At 70.7% G+C, this 25,021-nt stretch carries 23 protein-coding genes and 2 rRNA genes; 20 read left to right on the forward strand and 5 right to left on the reverse strand.

The annotated features are described in order from the left end of the window. A 23S ribosomal RNA gene (locus MFF64_RS00005) occupies nucleotides 1-109 on the forward strand; the annotation flags it as partial. Between the two features lie 102 nt (nucleotides 110-211). Next, nucleotides 212-328: ribosomal RNA gene (gene rrf, locus MFF64_RS00010) — 5S ribosomal RNA — on the forward strand. 139 nt (nucleotides 329-467) lie between these two features. Here the strand turns inward: rrf and MFF64_RS00015 are convergent. Continuing rightward, entirely contained in the window at nucleotides 468-929 is a 462-nt protein-coding gene (locus tag MFF64_RS00015; RefSeq protein ID WP_099902742.1) for a RidA family protein, read from the reverse strand. A 231-nt stretch (nucleotides 930-1,160) separates the two neighbouring features. Between MFF64_RS00015 and MFF64_RS00020 the strand changes: the two genes are divergently transcribed. The 5 genes from MFF64_RS00020 to MFF64_RS00040 all read left to right on the forward strand — a co-directional run bounded on the left by MFF64_RS00020 (nucleotide 1,161) and on the right by MFF64_RS00040 (nucleotide 6,626). Then, entirely contained in the window at nucleotides 1,161-2,108 is a 948-nt protein-coding gene (locus tag MFF64_RS00020) for a LysR substrate-binding domain-containing protein (RefSeq protein WP_099902744.1), read from the forward strand. Between the two features lie 147 nt (nucleotides 2,109-2,255). After that, nucleotides 2,256-3,428, forward strand: a complete 1,173-nt coding sequence (locus MFF64_RS00025; protein WP_238189015.1) for a CaiB/BaiF CoA transferase family protein — start codon at nucleotides 2,256-2,258, stop codon at nucleotides 3,426-3,428. After that, complete coding sequence (locus MFF64_RS00030; RefSeq protein ID WP_238189018.1) at nucleotides 3,425-4,309, forward strand: HpcH/HpaI aldolase/citrate lyase family protein; 885 nt, start codon at nucleotides 3,425-3,427, stop codon at nucleotides 4,307-4,309. Before MFF64_RS00025 ends, MFF64_RS00030 begins: the two co-directional genes overlap by 4 nt. Then, entirely contained in the window at nucleotides 4,306-5,415 is a 1,110-nt protein-coding gene (locus MFF64_RS00035; RefSeq protein WP_099906772.1) for a zinc-binding dehydrogenase, read from the forward strand. Before MFF64_RS00030 ends, MFF64_RS00035 begins: the two co-directional genes overlap by 4 nt. Before the next feature lie 185 nt (nucleotides 5,416-5,600). After that, the gene (locus MFF64_RS00040; protein WP_099906774.1) at nucleotides 5,601-6,626 is read left to right on the forward strand and encodes a TRAP transporter substrate-binding protein; all 1,026 of its coding nucleotides are present in this window, start codon (nucleotides 5,601-5,603) and stop codon (nucleotides 6,624-6,626) included. A 280-nt stretch (nucleotides 6,627-6,906) separates the two neighbouring features. Here MFF64_RS00040 and MFF64_RS00045 read toward each other — a convergent pair whose 3' ends face one another. After that, a complete protein-coding gene (locus tag MFF64_RS00045) occupies nucleotides 6,907-7,116 on the reverse strand; it encodes an SDR family oxidoreductase (RefSeq protein ID WP_099906776.1) in 210 nt (69 codons plus the stop codon). 152 nt (nucleotides 7,117-7,268) lie between these two features. Here MFF64_RS00045 and MFF64_RS00050 point away from each other — a divergent pair, with 152 nt between their 5' ends. The 7 genes from MFF64_RS00050 to MFF64_RS00080 all read left to right on the forward strand — a co-directional run bounded on the left by MFF64_RS00050 (nucleotide 7,269) and on the right by MFF64_RS00080 (nucleotide 16,113). Then, nucleotides 7,269-8,864 (forward strand): acyl-CoA synthetase, encoded by a 1,596-nt coding sequence (locus tag MFF64_RS00050; protein WP_099906778.1) that lies wholly within the window; start codon nucleotides 7,269-7,271, stop codon nucleotides 8,862-8,864. Nucleotides 8,865-9,455: 591 nt separating this feature from the next. Then, a complete protein-coding gene (locus MFF64_RS00055) occupies nucleotides 9,456-10,694 on the forward strand; it encodes a DUF2252 family protein (protein WP_099906780.1) in 1,239 nt (412 codons plus the stop codon). 253 nt (nucleotides 10,695-10,947) lie between these two features. Beyond that, entirely contained in the window at nucleotides 10,948-12,357 is a 1,410-nt protein-coding gene (locus tag MFF64_RS00060) for an NAD(P)/FAD-dependent oxidoreductase (RefSeq protein ID WP_238189021.1), read from the forward strand. A 267-nt stretch (nucleotides 12,358-12,624) separates the two neighbouring features. Then, the gene (locus tag MFF64_RS00065) at nucleotides 12,625-13,590 is read left to right on the forward strand and encodes a N5-glutamine methyltransferase family protein (protein ID WP_238189023.1); all 966 of its coding nucleotides are present in this window, start codon (nucleotides 12,625-12,627) and stop codon (nucleotides 13,588-13,590) included. 14 nt (nucleotides 13,591-13,604) lie between these two features. Then, nucleotides 13,605-14,570 carry an L-histidine N(alpha)-methyltransferase gene (gene egtD / locus MFF64_RS00070; protein ID WP_238189025.1) on the forward strand — a complete coding sequence of 322 codons (966 nt, stop codon included), beginning with the start codon at nucleotides 13,605-13,607 and terminating at the stop codon, nucleotides 14,568-14,570. A gap of 225 nt (nucleotides 14,571-14,795) precedes the next feature. After that, a complete protein-coding gene (gene gntA / locus MFF64_RS00075; protein WP_238189028.1) occupies nucleotides 14,796-15,521 on the forward strand; it encodes a guanitoxin biosynthesis heme-dependent pre-guanitoxin N-hydroxylase GntA in 726 nt (241 codons plus the stop codon). After that, on the forward strand, nucleotides 15,511-16,113 hold the full coding sequence (locus tag MFF64_RS00080; RefSeq protein WP_238189029.1) for a DUF1989 domain-containing protein: 603 nt from the start codon (nucleotides 15,511-15,513) through the stop codon (nucleotides 16,111-16,113). The genes gntA and MFF64_RS00080 overlap by 11 nt, the downstream gene beginning before the upstream one ends. 5 nt (nucleotides 16,114-16,118) lie before the next feature. On the opposite strand, the gene MFF64_RS00085 is transcribed toward MFF64_RS00080, so the two are convergent. Then, nucleotides 16,119-17,393: a serine hydrolase domain-containing protein gene (locus MFF64_RS00085; protein WP_238189032.1), complete on the reverse strand. Its 1,275-nt coding sequence runs from the start codon at nucleotides 17,391-17,393 to the stop codon at nucleotides 16,119-16,121. 242 nt (nucleotides 17,394-17,635) lie between these two features. On the opposite strand from MFF64_RS00085, the gene MFF64_RS00090 reads away from it, so the two are divergent. Next, a complete protein-coding gene (locus MFF64_RS00090) occupies nucleotides 17,636-19,240 on the forward strand; it encodes a radical SAM/SPASM domain-containing protein (RefSeq protein ID WP_238189034.1) in 1,605 nt (534 codons plus the stop codon). 103 nt (nucleotides 19,241-19,343) lie between these two features. Then, a complete protein-coding gene (locus tag MFF64_RS00095) occupies nucleotides 19,344-19,838 on the forward strand; it encodes a DUF3429 domain-containing protein (protein ID WP_099904240.1) in 495 nt (164 codons plus the stop codon). A 3-nt stretch (nucleotides 19,839-19,841) separates the two neighbouring features. Here the strand turns inward: MFF64_RS00095 and MFF64_RS00100 are convergent, their stop codons facing one another. Then, on the reverse strand, nucleotides 19,842-20,834 hold the full coding sequence (locus tag MFF64_RS00100) for a right-handed parallel beta-helix repeat-containing protein (protein ID WP_133123557.1): 993 nt from the start codon (nucleotides 20,832-20,834) through the stop codon (nucleotides 19,842-19,844). Nucleotides 20,835-20,919: 85 nt separating this feature from the next. Further along, a complete protein-coding gene (locus MFF64_RS00105) occupies nucleotides 20,920-21,123 on the reverse strand; it encodes a hypothetical protein (RefSeq protein WP_099904247.1) in 204 nt (67 codons plus the stop codon). 145 nt (nucleotides 21,124-21,268) lie between these two features. Between MFF64_RS00105 and MFF64_RS00110 the strand changes: the two genes are divergently transcribed. The 4 genes from MFF64_RS00110 to MFF64_RS00125 all read left to right on the forward strand — a co-directional run bounded on the left by MFF64_RS00110 (nucleotide 21,269) and on the right by MFF64_RS00125 (nucleotide 25,008). Beyond that, complete coding sequence (locus MFF64_RS00110; RefSeq protein WP_099904243.1) at nucleotides 21,269-22,045, forward strand: response regulator; 777 nt, start codon at nucleotides 21,269-21,271, stop codon at nucleotides 22,043-22,045. Continuing rightward, a complete protein-coding gene (locus MFF64_RS00115; protein ID WP_238189036.1) occupies nucleotides 22,042-23,334 on the forward strand; it encodes a HAMP domain-containing sensor histidine kinase in 1,293 nt (430 codons plus the stop codon). Before MFF64_RS00110 ends, MFF64_RS00115 begins: the two co-directional genes overlap by 4 nt. Before the next feature lie 164 nt (nucleotides 23,335-23,498). After that, a complete protein-coding gene (locus tag MFF64_RS00120) occupies nucleotides 23,499-24,503 on the forward strand; it encodes an alpha/beta fold hydrolase (protein ID WP_238189289.1) in 1,005 nt (334 codons plus the stop codon). Next, on the forward strand, nucleotides 24,493-25,008 hold the full coding sequence (locus MFF64_RS00125; RefSeq protein ID WP_238189038.1) for a cytochrome P460 family protein: 516 nt from the start codon (nucleotides 24,493-24,495) through the stop codon (nucleotides 25,006-25,008). Before MFF64_RS00120 ends, MFF64_RS00125 begins: the two co-directional genes overlap by 11 nt. Nucleotides 25,009-25,021 lie beyond the last annotated feature (13 nt).

Here is a 25,021-nt window from a genome sequence, read left to right on the forward strand (position 1 = left end):
CGAGAACTCCCTCGAGAGCCGTGGAAGACGACCACGTGGATAGGCTGGATGTGCAAGTGCGGCAACGCGCTGAGCTGACCAGTACTAATCGCTCGATCGGCTTGATCGCTCTCATGATCCGTGTCCGGATCACGCCAACACCACACACACGATGAAGACGGGCTGACGAAGCCCACCACAGAATGCTTGCCGAACGGACGTGCTTGGCCGGTCTGGTGGTCAGAGCGGGGTGATCGAAAACCCGATCCCATCTCGAACTCGGCCGTTAACCGCCCCAGCGCCCATGGTACTGTGTCTCAAGACACGGGAGAGTCGGTCACCGCCAGACCTGCCAAGCACGTCAACGTTCCCTCATCACGACACTCACGACAAAGCCCGCCAGGCTTCACGCCTGGCGGGCTTTGTCGCGTTGAATGCCCTTTAACCTGTGGCAGTGGTGTTCATCACGGCATGACGAGCCATTCCTGTCAGGGCTCGATCTGCAGGATCGCCTCGACCTCGACCGTCATACGGTTGGGTAGCGAGCCCATGCCGACCGCCGAGCGGGCGTGGCGACCAGCATCACCCAGCACGTTCACCAGGAGGTCCGAGCAGCCGTTGATGACCTTCGGATGGTCGGCGAAGTCGGGCTCGGCATTGACCATACCGAGGAGTTTCACCACCGCCTTGACGCGCGACAGGTCGCCGAGGGCCGCCTTGGCCACGGCGAGGAGCTGGAGCCCCGCGAGCTGCGCGTCGGCGTAGCCCTCCTCGATCGTCGTGTCGCGGCCGAGCCGGCCGGGGCGGTAGGTGCCGTCCGGTCGCTTCGGTCCCTGGCCGGAGAGGTAGAGCAAGTCGCCGACGACACGGAACGGCACGTAATTGGCGACCGGCACCGGCACCTCGGGAAGGGTCAGGCCGAGCTCGGCGAGCTTCTGTTCGGGGGTCATGAGGCGTTCCTTCGCGGTCGGCGCGGCCGATCATCGTCGCGGCGGCGCCCTCGCCGAGTCGGAGGAGTCGAATCGCCCGGCGTCAAGGGATGGGACGAAAAGCGTTTCCCGCCGCGACCGTGAGAGGTCGGACGATCGCCATGGCCCTGGAAATTCCATTGATTTCCCGCTCGGGATCACAACACAATCTGCAGACTGGCATCGGTCAAGAAGAACGAGCGGATCACCGCCATGTCCCCCCCTACCTTGAAGCAGATCCGCTTCTTCGTCGCCGCGGTGGACTGGGGCAGCCTGTCGCGGGCGGCAGCGCATCTCAACGTGGCGCAGCCCGCCCTGAGCCAGCAGATCGCCCAGCTCGAAGCCACTCTCCGGAACGAACTTCTCACCCGGACCGCTCGGGGCGTGCGACCGACCGAGGCGGGCCAGCGCTTCTACCGTCACGCCCGGACGATCCTGCGACAGGTGGACGGCGCGGTAGCGGATCTCACCGGGCCGGGGCCCGTCATCGGGCGGGTGGCGATCGGCCTGCCGACCAGCGTCGCCACCATCCTGGCGCATCCGCTGCTGAGCACGATCCTGCGGGATTATCCGGGCATTCGGCCGGAACTGTTCGAGAGCCTGTCGGGCTACCTGCACGAGCTGATCGCCCAGCGCAGGCTCGAACTCGCCATCCTCTACCGCGACCGATCCGGCCCGGGGCTTACCGTGCAGCCGATCCTGCGTGAGGAACTCTTCCTCGTGACCAAGGCGGGCACGGCCGATCCCGCCACCATCACCATGCGGGAGGTCGCGAGCCTGCCGCTGGTGATGCCGAGCCCGACTCACACCCTGCGCACGATGGTGGAGGCGGCCTTCGCCCGCGAGGGCTTGTCCCTCACCGTGATCGCCGATGTCGACAGCCTGCCGACCATGCGCCGGATCGCGGCCTCGGGTCTCGCCGCCGCCATCCTGCCGATCTCGGGGCTTTCGGGGCTCGACGAGGCGGCGCGCCCGGCGATGATCCGCATCGTCGAGCCGACCATCACCCGCCCCCTCGGCCTGTGCTACGCCGCCGACCAGCCGCTGGCCGGCCCCGCCGCCCTGGTGGCCGACCTGATGGTGGCCGAGATGCGCCGCCTGGTCGAGAGCGGCGCCTGGGGCAACGCGGTCCTGGCCGATCCGTCGGATCTCCCGCCATAGGATTTTCCGATAGCCACCCCGGAAAATCCGTCTCGATCCTCACCGCTCCATCGAACAGGATACTCCTCAAGCAAGAGTCGTGAGGGAGGCACGGATGGCCCGCAGCATGCGCCATGGGCGCGACGCCGTTACCGGACGGAGACGCCGGTGAGTCCGTCTCCCGCCTCCGAGGGTCCGCTCGCCGGGATCCGGGTGCTCGACCTCTCGCGCCTCGTCGCCGGCAACATGCTGAGCCTGCAGCTCGCCGATTTCGGCGCCGACGTGATCAAGCTCGAGCCCGAGCGGGGCGATCCGCTCCGGCACTGGCAGGAGAACGGCATTCCGGCCTGGTGGAAGGTCTATGGCCGCAACAAGCGCTCGATCCGGCTCGACCTGCGCGAGCGCGAGGGCAAGGCCGCCTTGCGTCGGCTGGTGCCGACCGCCCAGGTGCTGATCGAGGGGTTCCGGCCCGGCGTGATGGAGGCGGCGGGCTTCTCGCCCGAGGTGTTGCTCGGGCTCAATCCGAAGCTGGTGATCGTCCGGGTCAGCGGATTCGGGCAGACCGGGCCCTACGCCCAGCGCCCGGGCTTCGGCTCGCTCATCGAGGCGATGAGCGGGTTCGCCGCCAAGAACGGTTTCGCCGACAAGCCCCCGGCCCTGCCGAACCTCGCGCTCGCCGACATGGTGGCGGGCCTGTCGGGGGCCTTCGCTACGCTGGCGGCCCTGCGGGTGGCGGAAGGGCCGGAGGGCGCCGGGCAGGTGGTCGACCTGTCGCTGCTGGAACCGCTGCACGCCACCCTCGGGCCCGACGCCGCGATCCACCGGCTGACCGGGCGCGTACCCTCGCGCATCGGTAACCGCGTCAGCATCACCGCCCCGCGCAACGTCTACCGCACCCGGGACGGCGAGTGGCTGGCGCTCTCGGCCTCGACGCAGGCCATGGCCGCCCGGCTGTTCTCCGCCATCGGCCGGGCCGAGATGATCGCCGATCCACGCTTCTCCACCAACTCCGCCCGGCTCGACAACGTCGACGAGGTCGACGCCATCGTCGGCGGCTTCATCGCCGAGCGCGACCTCGCCGACAACCTCGCCTATTTCGAGCACGCGGAGGTCACGGTCGGCCCGGTCTACGACCCGGCAGGCTTCGCGGAGGATCCGCACGTGAAGGGCCGCGGCGTCCTCGTCGAGGTCGAGGATCCGGAGCATGGCGCGGTGCCGATGCATGCGCCCTTCCCTCGCCTGTCGCGAACGCCCGGCCGGATTCGGCGCCTCGCCCCGTCGCTGGGTCAGGACGAGACCGCCATCGCTGCCGAGCTCGACCAGGCGGAGATCGTGAGATGAGGCTGCGCTCCCTGCTCTTCGCCCCGGCCGACGCGCCCCGCAAGGTCGAGAAGGCGATCGGATCGGGCGCCGACGGCGTCATCCTCGATCTCGAGGACAGCGTCGCGCCCGCCGCCAAGGCGGCCGCGCGGGACGAGGCCGCGGCGGCTGTCCGCGCCCGGCCAGGCGACCTCATTGTGCGGATCAACCCCCGCGGCACCGCCTGGTACCTCGACGACCTCGCCGCCCTCGTCGCAGCGCGGCCCGCCGCGATCCTGCTGCCGAAATGCACGTCGCCCGCCGATTTGCTGATGCTGTCCGGGCAGATCGACGTGCTGGAGGCCGCCGGCGGCGTGCCGGCCGGCTCCGTCGGGGTGCTGCTGCTCGCCACCGAGACGGCGGAATCCCTCAGGGACATGAACTATGCCGGCGTGTCGCCGCGCCTGCGCGCCCTCTGCTTCGGAGCCGAGGACCTGTCGGCCGATCTCGGCATCAGCCCGCGCCGGCCCGACGGCCGCCTCGCGGCGCCGGTCGCCGCCGCCCGCGACCGGCTGCTGATCGCGGCGGCCGCGGCCGGCGTCGCGGCGGTCGACACGCCGTTCCCCGATCCCCGCGACCCCGCCGGCCTTCAGGCCGAGACCGAGGCCGCCGCGGCGGACGGCTTCTCCGGCAAGCTCTGCATCCATCCGGGCCAGCTGGAGGCGGTGACGGCCGCATTCACGCCGCCGCCCGAGCGCGTCGCCTGGGCACGGGAGGTGGTGCGGCTGCTCGAGGGGAGCGGCGCGGGCGTCGCCGTTCTCGACGGGCGGATGATCGACATCGCCCATCTGAAGCTCGCGCGCCGCGTGCTCGCGATGGCACCCGAGGGGCAGCCAGGAGACCGGCCAGGAGATCGTCAATGATGCGCTTTCCGACAGTGAGCCGCGCCGCCGTGGTGCGGGAGTTCAAGGCTCCGGTCTGCATCGAGGAGGTGCCGGTCCCGCAGGAGCTGGAGCCCGGCACGATCCTCACGAAGATCGAGACCTGCTCGATCTGCGGCACCGACGTCCATCTCTGGCAGGGCTCGCTCGCCCTCAAGGTCGACCTGCCGGTGATCATCGGCCACGAGATGGTCGGCCGGATCGTCGCCATGGGGGCCGGGACGGAACGGGATTCGGTCGGCCAGCCGCTCCGGGTCGGCGACCGCATCACCTGGACCCATACGGCCTGCGGGCGCTGCTACTTCTGCACCGTCGCCCGCGAGCCGACCCTGTGCCAGTACAGCCGCAAGTACATGTACGAGCGGATGGACGTGGCGCCCTACCTGCTCGGCGGCTTCTCGGAATACGGCTACGTGCTGCCCGATTCCGGGCGGGTGAAGGTGCCCGATTCCGTGCCGAACGAGCTTGCCAGCATGGCGAGCTGCGCCTTCCGCTCGGTGATGAACGCGTTCGACGTCCTCGGGCGCGTCGACCCGACCGACACGGTGGTGGTCCAGGGCGCGGGTCCCCTCGGGCTGCTCGCCACGGCGGTCGCCAAGATCTCGGGCGCGAGCCGGGTCGTCACGCTCGGCGCGCCGGAAGCGCGGCTGGCGCTCGCCCGGGAGTTCGGCGCCGACGAGGTGATCTCGATCGAGACGACGAGCCACGCGGAACGCCTCGACCGGGTCCGGGCCCTCACCGACGGGCGCGGCGCCGACGTCGTGATGGAGTTCACCGGTCACCCGTCTGCCTTCGGCGAGGGCCTCGACCTCGCCCGCCGCGGCGCGGCCTACGTCGTCGTCGGCCAGCTCGGCCAGGGCACCACGACGATCGCGCCTTCGACCATCGTCGCGAAGAACCTGCGGGTGCTCGGCTCGTTCTCCGGCCAGGCCAAGGCCTACTGGAAGGCGCTGCAATTCGTGGCGAAGCACCAACACGAGGTGCCGTTCCACAAGATGGTGACCAACCGCTACAGCCTCGACGAGGTCGACACGGCGCTGACCCGGATGAAGAACTTCGAGGAGATCAAGCCGATCATCGCGTTGTAAACCCCGATCGGACTGCTCAACGGTCGATGCCATCCGCCATGTCGTTCCAGGCTCCGCTGCGCGGTCCCGGAATGACGATGAAGGCCGAAATCCGGGCGGTGACTGACCTCCGAAGACAGCAGAACCAAGAAAACGCCTGCCCTGCGGCCCCGGCCGCCAACCACAAAAGATCCTCAGGAGGAACGATGTCGAGCGCCCCCCTCTCGCGCCGCGCCCTGGTCGCCGGCTCGCTCAGCGCCGGCCTGATCGGTTCGGCCTTTCCGCTGCGCCGCGCCCGCGCGGCCGAATTCGTGTTCAAGCTCGGCACCGACGTGCCCGACACTCACCCGATCAACGTCCATGCCCGAAAGGCCGCGGACGCCATCCGTGCGCAGACCGACGGGCGTGTGGAGCTCCAGATCTTCTCCAACAACCAGCTCGGCGGCCAGAGCGACATGCTCTCGCAGTTGCGCTCCGGCGCGCTTGAATGCTTCGCCCTCTCGGGCGTCAACGTGCTCTCGACGATCATCCCGACCTCGTCGATCTACGGCCTCGGCTTCGCCTTCCCGGATTACGACGCGGTCTGGCGCGGCATGGACGGGCCGCTCGGCCAGCACCTGCGCGGTCAGATCGAGAAGGCCGGCTTCGTCGTGATGGAGAAGATCTGGGATAACGGTTTCCGCCAGATCACCAACAGCGTCCGGCCGATCCGGGAACCGAAGGATCTCCAGGGACTCAAGATCCGGGTGCCGGTGAGCGCGCTATGGACCTCGCTGTTCAGGTCGCTCGGCGCCGCGCCGACCAGCCTCAACTTCGCGGAGGTGTATTCCTCGCTGCAGACCAAGGTGGTCGACGGGCAGGAGAACCCGCCGGTCATCATCAACACCGCCAAGATTTACGAGGTGCAGAAATATTGCTCGGTGACGAACCACATGTGGGACGGCTGGTGGTTCCTGATCAACCGCCGCGCCTGGAACCAGTTGCCGCCCGACCTCAAGGACGTGTTTGCCCGCAACGTCAACGCCGCCTGCCTGGAGGAGCGCAAGGACGTGGCGCGGCTCAACGCCTCCTTGCGCGAGGAGCTGGTGGGCAAGGGCCTCGCCTTCAACGACGTCGATACCGCGCCCTTCAAGGAAGAATTGCGCAAGAGCGGCTTCTACGCCGAATGGCGCAAGAAGTTCGGCGACGAGGCAATGGGCCTTCTCGAGACCGCGGCCGGCAAGCTCGGCTGACATGCGGTCGCGGACTTGAGCCGAGCTGAACGGCGCGCCGGACGCCGCCGATGCCCGGCGGGCCGGCGTGGCCCGAAGACCTCGCGCCGCCGGCTCCGGAACGCCCGATCGTCCCAACCGGGTCTCCAGGCCGCAAGATGGACGTCCTGGGCCTCCGCCGCGACGTCGAGGCGGCGCTGGTCGTCCGCGAGAGTGTCGGGCCTTCCAGGCAGGCTGCGCCGAACCACCTCCGTCCGTGTCGCGTGGCCGGGCGCGATGCAGCGCGAACCGCATTGCGGGATCACACGGCCACGGCCACCTTCGCTCCGTCCATGGTGAGCGTCACGCCCGTGACGTAGCTCGCCTTCGCGGAAGCGGGGAAGACGACCGCCGCGGCGATCTCCTCCGGCTCGGCCATGCACCCGAGCGGGATACCGGCCTCCGCCCGGGCCTGGGCCTCGTCGACCGCGATGCCCTGCACCGCCGCCTCGGCCTGCATGCCTTCCGCCATCCGGTCGGTCCGGGCCCTCGCCGGCCATGCCGGCGAGGGCCCGACGCCACGCGGGTCCCCGGCTGCCGCCCGGCGACGAGATCCTCGTGACTTGTTCCCGCCGCCCTGAGACAAAGGGGGACAAACAACCAAGACACGCGGGAGAGACGACCATGGAACGCGACGGCACCTTCGCCGGACCCGAGGCCGCGCGCGCCCGGCGCGACACGGTCTCCGATGCCCTGCGCCGCACGGCGCGGCGCTATCGCGACCGCAACGCCTTGTCGTTCGCCGATCGCCGCTGGAGCTTTGCCGCCCTCGACCGCGCCGTCGACCGGGTCGCCCGGGGCCTGCTGGAGGCGGGCCTGACCCGCGGCGACCGGCTCGGCGCGCTCGGGCGCAACTCGGACGCCTACCTGATCCTGTGGCTCGCCTGCGCCCGCGCCGGGATCATCCACGTCCCGGTCAACTACGCGCTCACCGGGCGCGAGTTGCGCTACATCGTCGAGCAATCGGGCGCCCGGGCGCTGATCGTCGATCCGGCGCTGGCGGGGAATGCCCGGGAGGCGCTGGACGAGGGAACGGGACTTTGGTTCGGCACGCTCTTCGGCGGAGCCGGCCTCGACGTGCTGCGGCTCGCCCTGGCGGAGGGCGACCTGGATCCGGTCGATGTGCCGGTCGCCGACGAGGACGTGGTGCAACTCCTCTACACCTCCGGCACCACGGCGGCGCCGAAGGGCGCCATGATGACGAGCCGCGGGCTGATCGCCGAATATCTGAGCTGCGTCACCGCCCTCGATTTCGGCCCCGGCGACCGGGCGCTCGCCGCCCTCCCGCTCTACCACACCGCGCAGATGCATGCCTTCACCATGCCCCAGCTGCTCGCCGGGGCCGAGACGGTGCTGATCGAGGCGCCCGTGCCGGAGACCTGCCTGCGCCTGATCGAGGAACACCGCCTCACGTCGTTCTTCGCGCCCCCGACGGTGTGGATCAGCCTCCTGCGCTCACCCGACTTCGCGCGGCGGGACCTGACGAGCCTGCGCCACGTCTATTACGGCGCCTCGATCATGCCGGTGCCGGTGCTCGAGGAGCTGCGCGCCCGCCTGCCCGGCGCGCAGCCCTACAATTGCTACGGCCAGAGCGAGATCGCGCCGCTCGCCACCGTGCTGCGCCCCGAGGAGCACGATGCCCGCCCGGCCTCCTGCGGCCGCCCGGTCTTCAACGTCGAGACCCGGATCGTCGACGACGACATGCGCGACGTGGCTCCGGGCGAGCGGGGCGAGATCGTCCACCGCTCGCCCCAGCTGATGGCCGGCTACTGGGACAAGCCGGAGGAAACGGCCGAGGCCTTCCGCGGCGGCTGGTTCCACTCGGGCGATGTCGGGATCATGGACGAGGCCGGCTACATCACGGTGGTCGACCGGGTGAAGGACGTGATCAAGACCGGGGGCACCATCGTGGCCAGCCGCGAGGTCGAGGAAGTGCTGTTCACCCACGCGAGCGTCTCGGAGGTGGCGGTGATCGCCCTGCCGCACCCGAAATGGATCGAGGCCGTGACCGCGGTCGTGGTCTTGCGCCCCGGCGCGAGTGCCGGGGCCGAGGAGCTGATTGCCCATTGCCGCACCGGGCTGGCACCGTTCAAGGTGCCTAAACGCATCCTGTTTCAGGAGGACCTGCCCCGCAACACCGCCGGCAAGCTCCTCAAGCGCGAGTTGCGGACGCAGTATGCCGCGCTGGCCTGGCCGGGTGACGAGGTGCAGGGCGCGTGAGCGTGGCCTGCGGCTCCGCCCGACGGACGAACGGCTGCTTCCCGAGCGCCTGACGGAACCACCCGGCCTGTGGCCCTGCTTGCTGCTGGGCGGGCGATCCGCGACGCGATCACGCGCGCGCCCGGCACTCTCGACGCTGCACCCTGGCGAAGACAGGACCCAGTCCCCGGCCGGTCGCCGACGCGGATCGCGACGATCCGTGAACCCGTCGATGTTCATCGACACGTCCGCCTTCGTGGCGATCTTCGAGCGGGCGCAGCGCCGGTGAACGTCGCCGGTGGTCAGCCTGGAACCCTGCACCATCCTGGCGAGCGGCCTGGATCGCGATCCTCGCGATATTCAGGCCGCCCTCGACGCGTTCCTGCGGTGATCCCATCCTGTTCAAGGGACGGGGCATCGGCCGCAAGGACCGGCAGGCCGCGCCCCGGCCTGGTCCACGAAGACCCTTCGCACGGCGATCCCCATCCGTCACGTTTGAACGCTCCCCATCATCCACACCGGAGACGAAACGACGCGCGTTGCCAACCCGTTCTCGTGCGTTGACGGGGGCGGCCAAGGTAGCGTGTCGGCCGTGCTCGCGTAGGTGGTGGAATGCCCGAGACCCGAAGCTTCGGCCCGACGGACCGTGCGGCGATCCTGGAACGTCAGCGCACCCTGAAGATGGCGCGATCGGCGCACGCCTACGTGCGCGGCAACACCCTGAAATTCTACGAGTGGCTCGAGGGTCTTGCCCGTGGCACCCTGCCGGAGGGCCCCCCGGTCTGGATCTGCGGCGATTGCCATCTCGGCAATCTCGGGCCACTCGCCGATGCCGAGGGGCGGGTCGAGATCCAGATCCGCGACCTCGACCAGACGGTGATCGGCAACCCGACCCACGATCTCGTGCGCCTCGGCCTGTCGCTGGCGAGCGCGGCGCGCGGCTCGGACCTGCCCGGCGTGGTCACGGCCCGGATGCTGGAGGAAATGATCCGCGGCTACGCGCAAGGTCTGGGAGGACAAGGGCAGGGAGGACAGGGTACCGACGAGACCCCGCCCGAGCCGGAGGTGGTGCGCACCGTGCGGCGCCGCGCCCTCGGCCGGCACTGGAAGCATCTCGCCCGCGAGCGCCTGAAGGACGTCGAGCCCCGGATCCCGCTCGGCCGCAAGTTCTGGGCGCTCGACGCGGCGGAGCGCGACGCCCTGCACGACCTGTTCGGGGAGGAGGCGGTGCGCCGTCTCGTGCTCGCCCTCCACGGGCGCGCCGCGGAGGCGGACCTTCGCCTGGTGGATGCGGCCTACTGGATGAAGGGCTGCAGCTCGCTCGGCTTCCTGCGCTACGCCGCCCTGGTGCGGATCGAGGACAGGGAGGGCAAGGGGCCGGGCAAGGGCCTGGGCAAGAGCCGACTGGCCCTGATCGACCTCAAGGAGGCGGTCGCGCCCGCCGCCCCCCCTGCCCCTGACGCCCGGATGCCGGAGGATGCCGCCGAGCGCGTCGTCGCCGGGGCGCGAGCGCTCTCGCCGAATCTCGGCGAGCGCATGCGGCCGGTGCATCTCCTCGGCAAGCCGGTGGTGATGCGGGAACTCGCCCCGCAAGACCTCAAGCTCGACATCGACCAGTTCACCCGCGAGGAAGCGGTGCGGGCCGCCCATTACCTGGCCTACGTGGTCGGCCGGGCCCATGGCCGGCAGATGGACGAGGCGGTCCGCGCCGAGTGGCGGGCGGAGGTCACCCGGGGCTGCGACGCGCAAGCGCCGTCCTGGCTGTGGTCGAGCGTGGTCGAGCTCGCCGGCCGCCACGAGGTCGGCTACCTGCAGCATTGCCGCCTCTACGCCGACCGGCGTGCCGCCTGACGGCGCGGGGGAGCCTCGTCGGCATCGCAGGCCGATCGGCCCATCCAGACTCGTGCAGGGGCCGGGCGAGGCTGTCGATCCAACCGACGGCGTCGACCGGTTGTCGTCCGATCGATCGTGATCGCGAACCGACACTTGCCGTATGTTGATCGCCACGACGAAAGCTTGCGCCATGCGCGCGATCGGACCGGAACCCGGCTAGACAGCGCTCGTTGCCGGCCGTCGGATCGGAACGATCCATTGGACCTGCTCCATGGCGGATACCTTCTTGAAGGCGGAGACTTGCTCCAAGGCGGATACTCGCTCCAAGACGGAGACTTGGCGCGTCGTCATCATCGGAGGAGGTTTCGCCGGCCTGGAGGCCGCGAAGGCCCTCGCGCAGGCGCCGGTCGCGGTCACGCTCCTCGATCGCCAGAACCACCACTGCTTTCAGCCCCTGCTCTACCAGGTCGCGACGGCCGCCCTGACGCCGGCCGACATCGCCTGGCCGATCCGCGGGGTTCTGTCGGGCCAGCGCAACGTCCGCGTGCTGATGGCCAATGTCGAGGGAATCGATACCGGGCGGCGCGTGGTGCTCACCGGCAGCGGCGCGTTTCCCTACGACCAGCTCATCGTCGCCACCGGGGCCACCCACGCCTATTTCGGCCATGACGACTGGGCGCCGCACGCCCCGGGCCTGAAGCGGATCGAGGACGCGACCGAGATCCGCCGCCGGATCCTGCTCGCCTTCGAGCACGCCGAATTGGAGGAGGATGCCGCCCGCCGCGCGGCGCTCACCACCTTCGTGGTCGTCGGCGGCGGTCCGACCGGGGTCGAGATGGCCGGCGCCATCGCCGACATGGCGCGCGACGCGCTGCCGCGCGATTTCCGCACCGTCGATCCGGCACAGACGCGCGTGCTCCTCGTCGAGGCCGGGCCGCGCCTGCTCGCGGCCTTCCCGGAATCCGTGAGCACCTATGCCAGGCGCGCCCTCGAGCGACGCGGCGTCGAGGTCGTCACCGGCACGGCGGTGACCGCCATCGGACCGGGCGCCGTGACGATTGGGGAGCAGTCGATCGGGGCGGGGGCCGTCGTGTGGGCGGCCGGCGTCGCGGCCTCCGCCGCCGCCGACTGGCTCGGGGCGGAGCGCGACCGGGCAGGACGGGTCAAGGTGGGGCCCGATCTCACCGTGCCGGGCCTGCCCGAGATCGTCGTGGTCGGCGACACCGCCGCCGTCGCGGATGCGAGCGGCAAGCCGGTGCCCGGGATCGCGCCGGCCGCCAAGCAGATGGGCCGCTATGCCGGCACGCTCGTCGCGGCCCGCGCCGCCGGGCGGCCCGCGCCGGGGCCGTTCCGCTACCGCCATCACGGGGATCTCGCGACGATCGGCCGGAAGGAGGCGGTGGTCCGGCTGCGCCGCCTCACCCTCACGGGCTTCTCCGGATGGGCATTCTGGGGCGTGGCCCACGTCTATTTCCTGATCGGGCTGCGCAACCGCATCGCGGTCGCCTTCAGCTGGATCTGGGACTACGCGACGTTCGGGCGCCGCTCCCGCCTGATCACCCAGCCCGCCGATGCGCGGCCGGCCGAGGCCGAGCCGGCCGGATCGTCCGGGCAGCCCTCGGCCGCGGCACCCGCCAGGGAGGCCGGGATCTCGCCGCAAGGGGAGCGAGTCTGGGGCTGACGGCGGGCGGCCCCTATCCCGCGCGACCGCGCATTCCGCATCGCCGTCCGTGAACCGATGTCGTCATCGAACGTTGCTGGTCCAACCGCCCAATATACTGCGCATGAGTATATTGGGCGGTTCGAGCAGGGAGGTCGTCCGGGTGAGGTGTCGATGCAGGCCACAGGCCGGAGGGAGCGCCCTCGCGCGCGACCATCGTGGCCATCCCGATCGGCTCGGAGTGGCGCCGCCTCCACCGGCCACCATCATCGAGGCATCGCCGCACCCATGACGCCGCGGAACCCGTTCCTGGCCCCGACCCCCGAGAGGGATGCGGCGCTCCTGGCCCTGGTCGATGCGGTCCGCGCGACGGGCTACGCCTTCACCACCGTGACGCCGGCCACGCACGAGCGGGTGAACCGGCGGCCCGGCAGCGCCGAGGCGCGCGACCTGCGCGACATCCTCGGCTGGAGCCGGCCCTTCCGGCCCGACGTGGTGCCGCGTGAGCTGTTCGACCTCATGCAGGCCGCCGGCGCGGCCGTGCCCGATGGCGCGCTGTGGCGCCCGACCCTGCGCCTGTCGAGCCTCGACGGCGAGCTCTTCCTGCACTCGGCCTTTCCGCCGCTGGCGGCCGATTCGGTGTTCTTCGGCCCTGATACGATGCGCTTCGTCCGTGCGGTCGCCGCTCACCTGAGGACCCGCGCCGCGCCCTTGCGCCACGTGGTCGATATCGGCTGCGGCTCCGGCGCTGCCGGGATCGTGATCGCCAAGCAGGCGCCCGAGGCCGCGATCGCCCTCGTCGACATCAACGAGGCGGCGCTTCATGCGGCCGGCCTCAACGCGCGGGCGGCGGGCGTCGCCACGGCTGTGCCGCAGCGCAGCGACCTCCTCGGGCAGGTCGAGGGCGCGTTCGACCTGATCGTCTCGAACCCGCCCTTCATGGTCGATGCCGCTGGGCGCGCCTACCGGGACGGGGGCGGCGTGCACGGGTCGGGGTTGTCCCTCGCGGTGGTCGAGGCGGCGACGCGCCGGCTCGCCCCGGGCGGTTCCCTGGTCCTGTTCACCGGGACGGCCATCGTCGGGGGCCGGGACGGGTTTCGGACCGCCGCGTGCGAGCTGTGCGCCGATGCCGGCCTGGATTGGGACTACGACGAGGTCGATCCGGACGTCTACGGCGAGGAGCTCGACGGTCCAGCCTATGCCGAGGCGGACCGCATCGCCCTCGCGGTCCTGACGGCGACGCGGCCGATCTGATGCGGGAGTCGAGCATGCCGACGACGGCGAACACCGAGACGCAAGGTCCAGCGACGCAAGAGGCGGCCGCCTTTCTGCGCGACGCCCGCGCCGGCCTCTCGGCCCGGCCCCGGGCGCTGCCGGGCAAGTACCTGTGGGACGTCGAGGGCTCGACGCTCTTCGACCGGATCTGCAGCACGCGTGACTATTACCCGACCGGCCGCGAGATGACGCTCCTGCCCGGCGTGGCGGCGGAGGTCGCGGCCCGGATCGGCCCCGGCGCCACGGTGGTCGAGTATGGCAGCGGCGCGAGCCGCAAGATCCGCACCCTCCTCGACGCGCTGGTGCGGCCCGCCCGCTACGTGGCACTCGACATCTCGTGGGACTTCCTCAAGGAGGCCGTCGACCGGCTCGCCCCTGACTATCCCGAGGTCGAGATGATCCCGGTCCACGCCGATTACTCGCAGCCGATCGCGCTGCCGATCGATCTCTCGGGCGGGCCGGTGCTCGGCTTCTTTCCCGGCACCAGCATCAGCAACTTCTCCACCACGCAGGCGGTCGCCTTCATGGAGCGGGTCCGCGCCACCCTCGGGACGAGCTGGTTCCTGATCGGCGTCGACCCGACCCGCGACGAGGACCGGTTGCTGCGGGCCTATGGCGGCGCCGACGGGCTGATGGCGGCGCTTCACCTGAACCTGCTGGCGCGAGCGAACCGGGAACTCGGCGCCACCTTCGACCTCGACGCCTTCCGGCACGAGGCGCGGGTGCTGCCCGAGCCGTTCCGGGTCGAGGCCCACCTCGTGGCTGTGCGGGACACCGCCTGCCGGCTGGACGGCGAGACCTTCCGCTTCGCGGCCGGCGAGAGCATCCACACCGACAATTCCTACAAGTACGCGCCCGAGGCCTTCCAGGACATCGCCCGACGCAGCGGCTGGATTCCGGAAGCCCTGTGGCTGGATGAACTCGGCGTGTTCAGCCTGCACCTCCTGCGCAGCGCCTGACGCGTGCGGCGGGATGGGCAGGACCGAGAGATCCGTTCTACCGATCCCGTTCCTCTTATCCGCTCCGATCGATCTGCCCCCCAACCGCATCGATGACGATGGAGACCATGTCTTCTGTGGAGTCCAATGGCTGTGAGTGAGCAAGGCACATTATCATCTGTGCGGACCTTCGGCAGGCCGGCATCGCTGCCCCGCATCGTCCCTTTGCTGGCGTGCCCGGGTCCCATGCCCCTCCCCCGCGACGACCGGGACCACCCGCGGGCCGCGGCCTTCCGGGCTTTCATCCGCGAGACCGGCTTCCCGTGCGTCGGCGCCAAGGCGGCCCTGTCCCGGGGCCGGATGCGCGTCCTCGTCGCCCGGTCGGTGACCTCGGCCTGGGACGACATGCGGATCTACCCGGCCCTGCTCGCCTTCGCGGCGCGTTACCGGGCGCGGCCCGACACCTTCCAGAGCCTCGCGGTCGTGTTCGAGGATCCGTGCACCTTGAGCGAGGCGGCGTTCGAGCGGCACCTGTGGGAGCGGCTCCAATCCCTCGCCGACAAGGATGCCTGGCTCGGCCACGCTTGGGACGAGCGGGTGGCACCCGACCCGGACAACCCGCACTTCTCGCTGAGCTTCGGGGGCGAGGCCTTCTTCGTCGTCGGGCTGCATCCCGGAGCCAGCCGGCCGGCGCGGCGCTTCTCCTCGCCCGCCCTGGTCTTCAACCCCCACCGGCAGTTCGAGAGCTTACGCGAGGCGGGCCGCTACGAGCGGCTGCGCGCCTCGATCGTGCAGCGGGACGTGGCGCTCTCCGGCTCGGCCAACCCAATGCTGGCGCGGCACGGCGAGGTCTCGGAGGCGCGCCAGTACAGCGGCCGGGCCGTCGACGAGGGCTGGCGCTGCCCGTTCCGGCCGCGGACCGACCAGCAGGCCGCAGGGACCCGGACGGCTGGAGGGACCGATGGGCGCTGACGGCCGTCACGAGATCGCCCCGCGCTCCGGCGTCGCCTTCACCCTTGGCCGGGGCGAGCGCCTGACCGTCATCGACCCGTGCGGCGAGCAGGTGGCGGACCTCCTCGCCTTCAACCGCCACGACACGGACGAGGTCCTCTCCTCCGGGCGCACCCTCGACTATGCGAGCCGGATCTACCTGACCACGGGCGACCCGCTCTACTCGAACCGGTCGAACGTGCTGCTGCGGATCGTCGAGGATACTGTGGGGCGGCACGATTTCCTGCTGACGCCCTGCTCGGCGGACACGTTCCGCATCATCTACGGCGACGCGCACCCGCATCGCGGCTGCTTCGGCAATCTCGCAGCGGCGCTCGCGCCCTACGGCATCGCGCCCGACCGCATCCCGGTCGCGTTCAACTGCTTCATGAACGTGCCGGTGGACGGGGCCACCGGCGCGTTCCACGTCGCCCCGCCCCTCAGCCGGGCCGGCGACCACATCACCTTCGAGGCCGAGATCGATCTCGTCATCGGCCTGACCGCGTGCTCGGCCCTGCAATCGAACAACGGCAGCTTCAAGCCGATCCACTACCGCATCGCCCCCGCCGCATGAGGGCGCTACTGGACCAGCGCGCCGTAGAGCAGGTTCTTGAACAGGAAGCGGGTGTGCTGGCGCGTGCTGGGACCGGCCGACAGGAAGATGCCGACGATCCCCTCCTTGCGGTCGACCGTGAAGCTGGTGCCGCCGGCGCCGGCCCACATCGCGTCGCCCTTCGAGCCGGGGATCCAGGCCCCGCCCTCGTCGAGACGCACGCCCCAGCCGAGGCCGAAGCCGTAACCCGGCCCCGTGGTCGGGGTCGGTGCGCCCTCGAGCCCCTGGATGTGGTTCGACAGCATGAACTCGACCGATTCGCGCGACAGGACGCGCACGCCGTCCAGCTCGCCGCCATTCGCCACCATCTGGGCGAAGCGGAAGTAATCCTCCGCCGTGATGACCGCGCCGGCCCCGCCATGGACGTAGCGCTTGCCCGGATCCTGCTCGCTGCGCGCGAGCTTCCAGAGATCGGCCTTGAGCGGATCGGCATCGTAGGCGTCGGCGAATCGGGCGGCCTGGTCGGGCCGGAGCTGGAAGCTCGTCTGCGTCATGCGCAGGGGCTTGAAGAGGATCTCGTCGAGGACGATGTCGAGGCGCTTGCCCGCCACCTTCTCGACGACGAGGCCCAGGACGTCGGTGGCGACCGAGTATTCCCAGCGCGTGCCCGGCTCGTAGGCGAGCGGGATCGCGGCGAGCCGCTTGACGAACTCGTCGTTCGAGAGGTCGCCGTTCAGGCTCTCGATGTCGGCCTTCTCGTAGGCCTCCTTCATCTCCGGGAAGGGCGCGGAGCCCCCGTAGGTGAAGCCCGCGGTGTGGCGAAACAGGTCCCAGACCAGGATCGGGCGCCTGGCCGGAACAGTGACGCGGCTCGTGCGCCCACGCTCGTCGCGCAGCTCCGCATAGACCTTCATGTCCTTGAATTCGGGGAAGTACTGCGCGAGCGGATCGCGCAGGCCGAGCCGGCCCTGCTCCATCAGCGCGATCGCCGCGACGGCCGTGAACGGCTTCGTCATCGAGAAGCCGCGGAACACCGCGTCGCGGGTCATCGGCTTCGTCTTCGCGGAATCGAGGAAGCCGTGCGCCTCGAAATGGACGATCCGGCCGTTGCGGGCGATCAGCGTCACCGCACCGGGCACCGTACCCTTCTCGATCTCCCGGCTCATCGCCGGCGCGATGCGCGCCAGGCGCTCGGTCGAGAAGCCCTCCTGCACCGGCGGCCCGTCCGCGGCGAGCGACGCGCCCGCCCAGAGCACGGCCGCCATCGACCAAGACAGAGCGCGTTTCGCGTTCCGAACCATCTCGTCCTCCCGATTTTTCGGACAGCATAGAGCGGGAGAGGTGGCCGGAACAGGCGGATCGCGAACGACCCCACAGGTGTCGCGCTCTCGTCCCGGTGGCGACGCCCGTCGCCGCCGAGTTGTGTCTCCTGGGCCACCGGGACGCATGATGCGCCCTGACACGCCGGTGTCCGGCTTGTGACGCTCGCAAGCGCGGGCTCATACTACCCGACAGACTTCAGCGACCCAGCGAGGAGGGCGCGATGATGGGGCATGCCGGTCGATCGTTCGTCGCCCTTGCCTCGGAGAGGATGCGCAGGATCGTCGTCCCGGCGGCGCTCCGGAAGCCGGTGCGCGCGGAACCGATCGTCCTGCGTCCGCCGATCGACGAGAGCCACGACCATCGGATCTGCGGCCCCATCGATCGCGTCGGCGGCATCGTTCAGCTGATCCGGTGCCCCCAGGATCATCTCAGCGGCATCTCGATCCAGTTCGGGATCCATTGCCGGCCGCAGGAAATTCCACTCGTCGTCGAACTCTTCGCCATCGACGAGGCGCAATTCGGCTCGCCCGCCTGGCCGGACCTCGGAACCGACGCCCTCGCGAGCAGCACGATCCTGCCCGGCGACCTGATCGATGCCGAATATCATCATGTCTACTTCCAAAATTTTCCGGATTCAAAAGATCGCCTGTTCGCCCTGAGAGTCACCTCGCCGGAGATCGGGGACCATGAATCGCCGACGATCTTCGTCTCACGCGGCGCGGACCGGATCGCGGGCCATGGCGGATTGCACACGCGCGACGGCTTGTTCGTGTCTCACGGATTGAAGGCCAACCTGATCTTCGGCTCGCCCGAACCCCGTGCGAGCGCGCCGCCGGGGCTGCTGTACAGCCCCCTCACCTCCTGCAACATGAATTGCACCCACTGCATCTCGCGGCATTCACGCAAGCGCGCCGTCCGCATGTCGTCGGCGATCAAGGACGAGATCAAGAGCCTGGTCTCAGCCGGCAAGATCAGCTGGATGTTCACGGATTACAGCGGCGACCTGCTGTTCGCGGACCACAAGAAGCCCGGCGAACTCGACTACGTGACCGGACTCGGCATCGCCGTCCACATCGATACGAACGGCGCCTACCTGACGGATGAGCGCATCGACAAGATCATGGCATCCAAGGTCGATGCGGTCAGCATCTCGATCGATGCGGCGACCGACGAGACCTACCAGACCATCCGGATCGGCGCGCCGCACCTGGACACGATCTTCGATGCCGCGGCGCGGCTCGTCGACGCCCGCGCGCGGCATGGCCGGGAGCGCACCCTGGCCATCAGCGTCGGCTTCACGCTGATGATGTCGAACATCCACGAATTGCCGCTCTTCGTCGAGCGGGCGGCGCGCGCCGGCGTGGATTCGATCGGCTGCCGCCACCTCGAAGTGTATCACGCCCCGATGCAGGCGGAGTCGCTCATCCACGCGCCGGAGCGCTTCAACGCCATGCGCCGCGAGGCGCTGGCCCTGGCCGCAACCCTGGGCGTGCGGCTCAATATCGGCGAGGAGTTTCGCGACCGTCCCGGGCGCGGCAGCCCGCAGCCTTGCCTCCTGCCGTGGGACACGGCGACCGTGCTTGCCAACGGCGACGTGATGGCGTGCTGCGTGCCCGGGGCGAAGATCGGCAGCCTGACCGAGGACACGCTGGAAGGGATCTGGACCGGGGAACGCTATCGCCGCCTGCGGACGCGCATCAACTCGAACGATCCGCCCGCGCTCTGCCGGTCCTGCCAGTTCCGGAACGCGGTGAACCGCTACGGAACCCACAACAGCCTCAATCGCGACGGCATCCCGACCGCGACCTTCGACGACGACCTGTAGCCGCTTCGCCGAGGCGGCAGGTCGGGCAGCACTTCACGGCACGGCCTCGAGATGGGTCTCGAGGCGGCCGCGATCGGGGGCGGCGGAGCAGGAGAGTGCGACGATGCAGGACGACGCGACCGGGCGAACCCTCACCGTCCACGAACCCCGGGCCGTGCCGTGGCTCAGCGTCGCCCTGGGCTTCGGGCCGATGCTGCCCTTCGTGGCCGGCGCGGCAGCGGCCTGGACCCTGGGGGGCGAGCCCGGCCAGGCGGCCGTGACAGTGACGCTCCTGTGGGCTTGCGCGATCCTGCTGTTCTTCTCCGGCGTGCGGCGCGGGGTCAGCTTCCGCACAGAGGGCGGCGCGACGGTCGCGCAGGTCGCCACGATGCTGGCGCTGTTCGTCCTCGGCTTCGGCGCCCTGCTGGCGGTGGCCTTGGGCCGCGCGGGGCTGTCCGCCGCGTTCCTGATCGCCGGCTACGGCCTCGTCGCGGTGCTGGACCCGATCGCCGCCCGGCGCGGCGAGGCGCCCCTGTTCTTCGCGCGCCTGCGTCCGGTCCAGATGCCGGTCGCGATCGTGAGCCTCGCGGCGCTTCTCGTTCTGGTCGCGCGGGCCTGAGCGTCACTCGACGGTGTTGGGCGCCACGACGTTGCCGGTGCCGTGATCGGCATTGTCGATGCTGCTGCCGAACGGGTAGCCGGCATCCTCGCCGCAGGTCAGCCGCCAGCCGTTGCGGGAATTCACCACGATCGGCGCGGCCTGGAAGAAGCCGCTGGTGCGGAAGGTGTTGCCGGTAATCACGTTGTCGGAGGGGGTCTGATGGCGGACCGTGCCGCCCTCGCCGCAATTGCGGTAGAGGCGCACGCCGCCCTGGCCGCGCAAGGTGAAGCGGTTGCCGATGATGCGGTTGCGCGCCGACCCGTCGACGGCGACGGTCTCGCGCGCCGTCTCGGTCTCGAAGTCGTTGTCCTCGATGCGGTTCTCGGCGCTCTCGGCGTCGAGGTAGAGCGCCGTCGAGACCGAACGGCCGGCCAGTCGCGAGCCCCGCACGGCAACCTTCGTGACGCCGGGGCCGAGATAGAGTGGGATCGGCCCGGCGGCGACGATGGTCGTGCCGGTGATCGTCACATCGGTCGGCGCGGCGGCTTGCGCCCGCGCGGTGTGGCCGAGGCTGCGGGACGAGTCGCGCAGGATCGGGCCCTGACCGTTCTCGCCCATGCCCCAGATCCGGACATGGCCGAAGACCATGCAGTCGCGGATGCGGATGCCGGATGGGCGATCCCACTCGCCGCCCGGACGGGCGGGGGGCCGTGAGCGGACCGCGATCGTATAGGCGCCGAGATGCGCCGGCTCGCCCTGACGGCCGAGGGTGGCGCCGGCGCAATCGAGCGTGAGGCCGGAGGCCGCCGCGCCCTCGATCACGATGTGCTTGAGCACCCGGTCGCCCTTCGACAGGCGCAAGGAGCAGGTGAGCGGGACTTCGTCGTCGCCGGCCGTTGGGGGCGCGAGCAGGCGCGCGCGGAGGCTCGCGTCGCAGGGTGCGGCCGCGACCTGCGTGGCGGCGACTTGGTGCACCAGGGCGGGCGGATCGGGCGGCGGCAGCGCCAACGGCATCGTGTCGCTCATGCGAAAACGGGCGGGGCACCCACGGCCCCGCCCGTTTCGATCATCACGGGAGATTGTGCGGCAGCGATGGCGCCTACCAGCGACCGCTGCCCGCGGAGTGCATGCTGCGCTCCACGGCGGCGAGCGCGCTGGCCTCGGCCTTGGCTTCCGTCGGATGCGGGCGATCGGAGCGCTCGACCAGCTTGCCGTTCCGGCGGATGGCCCACTGGAACTGCCCGGCGGGCTTCGTGATGGGGGAGATTTCGATGGTGTAGGGAGTGGAAGTGTTGTCTGCCATGACGCCCATATAGGGGCAGGACGGGCACCTTTCCACCCCATCCTGGCGGTGCGCGCGGGCGACAGCGACACCGCGATACGATCTTCGCCTCGCCGAGCGGCCGGCGGGGCGATATTCGGGGAGCGCCCAGCCTGAGGAGACGCCCGTGGATCACAGCGATCACGTGCTGATCGTCGACGACGACCGCGAGATCCGCGACCTCCTGTCGAGCTATCTCGGCAGGAACGGCCTGCGGGTGAGCGTCGCCGCGGACGGGCGCCAGATGCGCGCCTTCCTGGAGACCGACCGGGTCGACCTCGTGGTCCTCGACGTCATGATGCCGGGGGACGACGGCCTCGTCCTGTGCCGGGACCTGCGGGCCGGCAAGCACAAGACGGTTCCGGTGCTGATGCTGACGGCGCGCAGCGACGAGACCGACCGGATCGTCGGGCTGGAGATGGGCGCCGACGACTACCTGGTGAAGCCGTTCGCGGCGCGCGAGCTGCTGGCCCGGATCAAGGCCGTGCTCCGCCGCACCCGGATGCTGCCGCCCAACCTGCAGGTGACGGAAGCCGCCCGCCTCCTCGCCTTCGGCACCTGGCAGCTCGACACCACGACCCGCCAGCTGATCGACGGGAGCGGGACGGTCGTGCCCCTCAGCGGCGCGGAGTACCGGCTGCTGCGCGTCCTGCTCGACCATCCCCGGCGGGTCCTCTCGCGCGACCAGCTCCTGAACCTGACGCAAGGCCGCGAGGCCGAGCTGTTCGACCGCTCCATCGACCTCCTGGTCAGCCGCCTGCGCCAGCGCCTGAGGGACGATGCCCGCGAGCCCGCCTACATCAAGACGGTGCGCAGCGAGGGCTACGTCTTCGCCATGCCGATCACCATCGCGCAGGCGCGCGACGAATGGCCGATCACCGCCGCGCAGGCGCGCGGGGAATGAGGGCGTTGCGGCCAGGGGGGCTGGGGGGCCGGATCTTCCTGATCCTGGCCGTGGGGCTCCTCGGGACGCAGACGCTCGCCGCCCTCGTCATGGTGCTGGAACGGGACCAGTCGGCGCGGGCGGTCATGCTGACGACGCTCCAGCGCGACGTCGCGGTCGCGGTCGCCCTGCTCGACCGGCTGCCGGCGCAGGAGCGGGCCGCCTGGCTGCCGCTCCTCGACCGGCCGACCTACCGCTTCGCCCTCGGCGCCGGCGCTCCGGGGGCGCCGGCGCTCTCGCCCCGGGCCGAGATGATCGCCGGCGAGATCCGCACGGCCCTCGCACCGCGCTTCCCCGTGCGATTCGACGCCATCCCGGGGCCGACCGAGCGGTTGCAGGCTCACGTCGTCCTGGACGACGGGGCAGGCCTGACCATCGACGTGCGGCCGACGGCGCGTCCGGTCGCCGCCTGGCTGCCGCTGGCGCTGGCGGTGCAGCTCCTGGTGCTGATGACCTGCATCGGGCTTGCCGTGCGCTTGGCCCTGCGGCCGCTGACCCGGTTCGCCGAGGCCGCGGACCGGCTGGAGCCCGGTCGGCCGGCGGACCGCTTCGCGGAGAGCGGGCCGGACGAGGTCGTGCGCGCGGCCAAAGCCTTCAACGCGATGCAGGCGCGCATCGCCCGGCACCTCGACGAGCGCGTGCGCATCCTCGCGGCGATCTCGCACGACCTCCAGACGCCGATCACCCGGATGCGGCTGCGGGTCGAGACCGGGATCGAGGGACCGGAGCAGGAAAGGCTGCTCATGGATCTCGACGCGATCGAGGCGCTGGTGCGCGAGGGCATCGCCTATGCCCGCAGCGTGCACGGCGCCATCGAGCCGGCGATCCGCCTCGACCTGCGCGCCTTCATCGAGAGCCTCGTCTTCGACTACCAGGATACCGGGCGGGACGTGACCATCACCGCCCTGCCGGACGCGACGCTCACGACCCGTCCGCGCGCCCTGCGGCGCATCCTCACGAACCTGATCGACAACGCGTTGCGCTATGCTGGCCGGGCCGAGATCGAGGTCCGGGCCGCCGGGGCCGGGATCACCGTCGCGGTCCTGGATCGCGGCCCCGGCATCCCGGCGGACCAGCTCGACGCCGTGCTGCTGCCATTCGTGCGCCTTGAGGCATCCCGCAGCCGCGACACCGGCGGCACCGGCCTCGGCCTCGCCATCGCCGACCAGCTCGCCGCCGCGATCGGCGGCCGGCTCGCCCTGCGCAATCGCGAAGGCGGCGGGCTCGAGGCCGCCGTCACGCTCGCCTGATGCCGCCCCTTCGTCTCCGTCCGTAACATCCGCAACATCGGCCTACAGACGCTTACAATCTCGGCTTCGCCCGGCACATGGGTGATACTCGGCAACGGTACTCGCCGCATCGGCCCCCATGAAGGACGACGCCCATGCCTGAACCGATGAAGCCTGAACCGATTCTGCCTGACGAGATCGATGCGACGCGCCGGGACTGGATCAAGGGCGCCGGCGCCCTGCTGGCCGCCGCGCCTTTCGCGGGAATCGTGCCGGCCCGGGCCCAGCCGGCGGGCTTCGGCCCGCTGAAGCGGGTCGAGGCGGGGGACCTCAGCGTCGCCTTCGTGGAGGCCGGCCCGCGCGACGGCAAGCCGGTCCTGCTGCTCCACGGCTGGCCTTACGACATCCACAGCTACGCCGAGGTCGCGCCGATCCTCGCGGCGTCCGGCTACCGCGTCCTGATCCCCTTCCTGCGCGGCTACGGCGAGACCCGGTTCCGCTCGGAGACGACGCCGCGCAACGGCCAGCAGGCGGCTTTGGCGGCCGATGCCCTCGCCTTCCTCGACGCGCTCGGAATCGAGCGGGCGCTGGTCGCCGGCTACGATTGGGGCGCGCGCACGGCCTGCATCCTCGCGGCGCTCTCCCCGGAGCGCTGCAAGGGACTGGTCTCGGTGAGCGGCTACCTGATCGGCAGCCGGGAGGCGAACGCGACGCCGCTGCCGCCGAAGGCCGAATTGCAGTGGTGGTACCAGTTCTACTTCGCCACCGAGCGCGGCCGCGAGGGCTATGCCCGCTACACGCGCGACTTTGCCCGGCTGATCTGGGAGCTGGCCTCGCCGCGATGGCGGTTCGACGACGCCACCTTCGCCCGCTCGGCCAAGGCCTTCGAGAATCCGGACCACGTCGCGGTCTCGATCCACAATTACCGCTGGCGGCTCGGCCTCGCCGAGGGCGAGGCGCGCTTCGACGCGACCGAGCGCAAGCTCGCCACCTTCCCGACCATCGCCGTGCCGACGATCACGCTGGAGGGCGACGCGAACGGGGCGCCGCACCCCGAGCCCTCCGCCTATGCCAGGAAGTTCACGGGCCCTTACGCGCACCGCACGCTCACCGGCGGCATCGGCCACAACCTTCCCCAGGAGGCCCCGCAGGCCTTCGCGCAGGCCGTGGTGGACGTCGATGCCGTCTGATCCCCGCCCGCGCCGGAGCATCGCCCTGCCGCTCGCCGGCGCCGCCCTGTCCGCCCTGCTCGTCGCGGCGGCCCCCGTGGCGACGACGCCCGCCTCGCCGATCTACGGTGTCACCCTGCCGGACGGATACCGCGACTGGCGCCTGATCGCCCCGGCGCTCGAGGACGCGCCGCTCGACGAGCTGCGCGCCGTCCTCGGCAACGACCTCGCGGTGAAGGCCTACCGCGACGGCACGCTGCCGTTTCCGGACGGCGCGGTCCTGGTGAAGCTCGCCTGGAAGCGGACCCGCTCCCCCGCGTTCGAGCCGGCAACCGTGCCGGGCCGGGCCACCACCGTGCAGGTCATGGTCAAGGATTCGCGGCGCTACCCCGAGAGCGGCGGCTGGGGCTTCGGCCGCTTCATCGACGGCGCGCCGGTGGACGAGGCGCAGCACCAGACCTGCTTTGCCTGCCACGAGGCGCGGGTGAGGAACCATGATTTCGTCTTCACGCGCTACGCTCGTTGAAGCACCGGCGGCC

Source organism: Methylobacterium frigidaeris, from assembly GCF_022179185.1.
Lineage (GTDB): Bacteria > Pseudomonadota > Alphaproteobacteria > Rhizobiales > Beijerinckiaceae > Methylobacterium > Methylobacterium frigidaeris.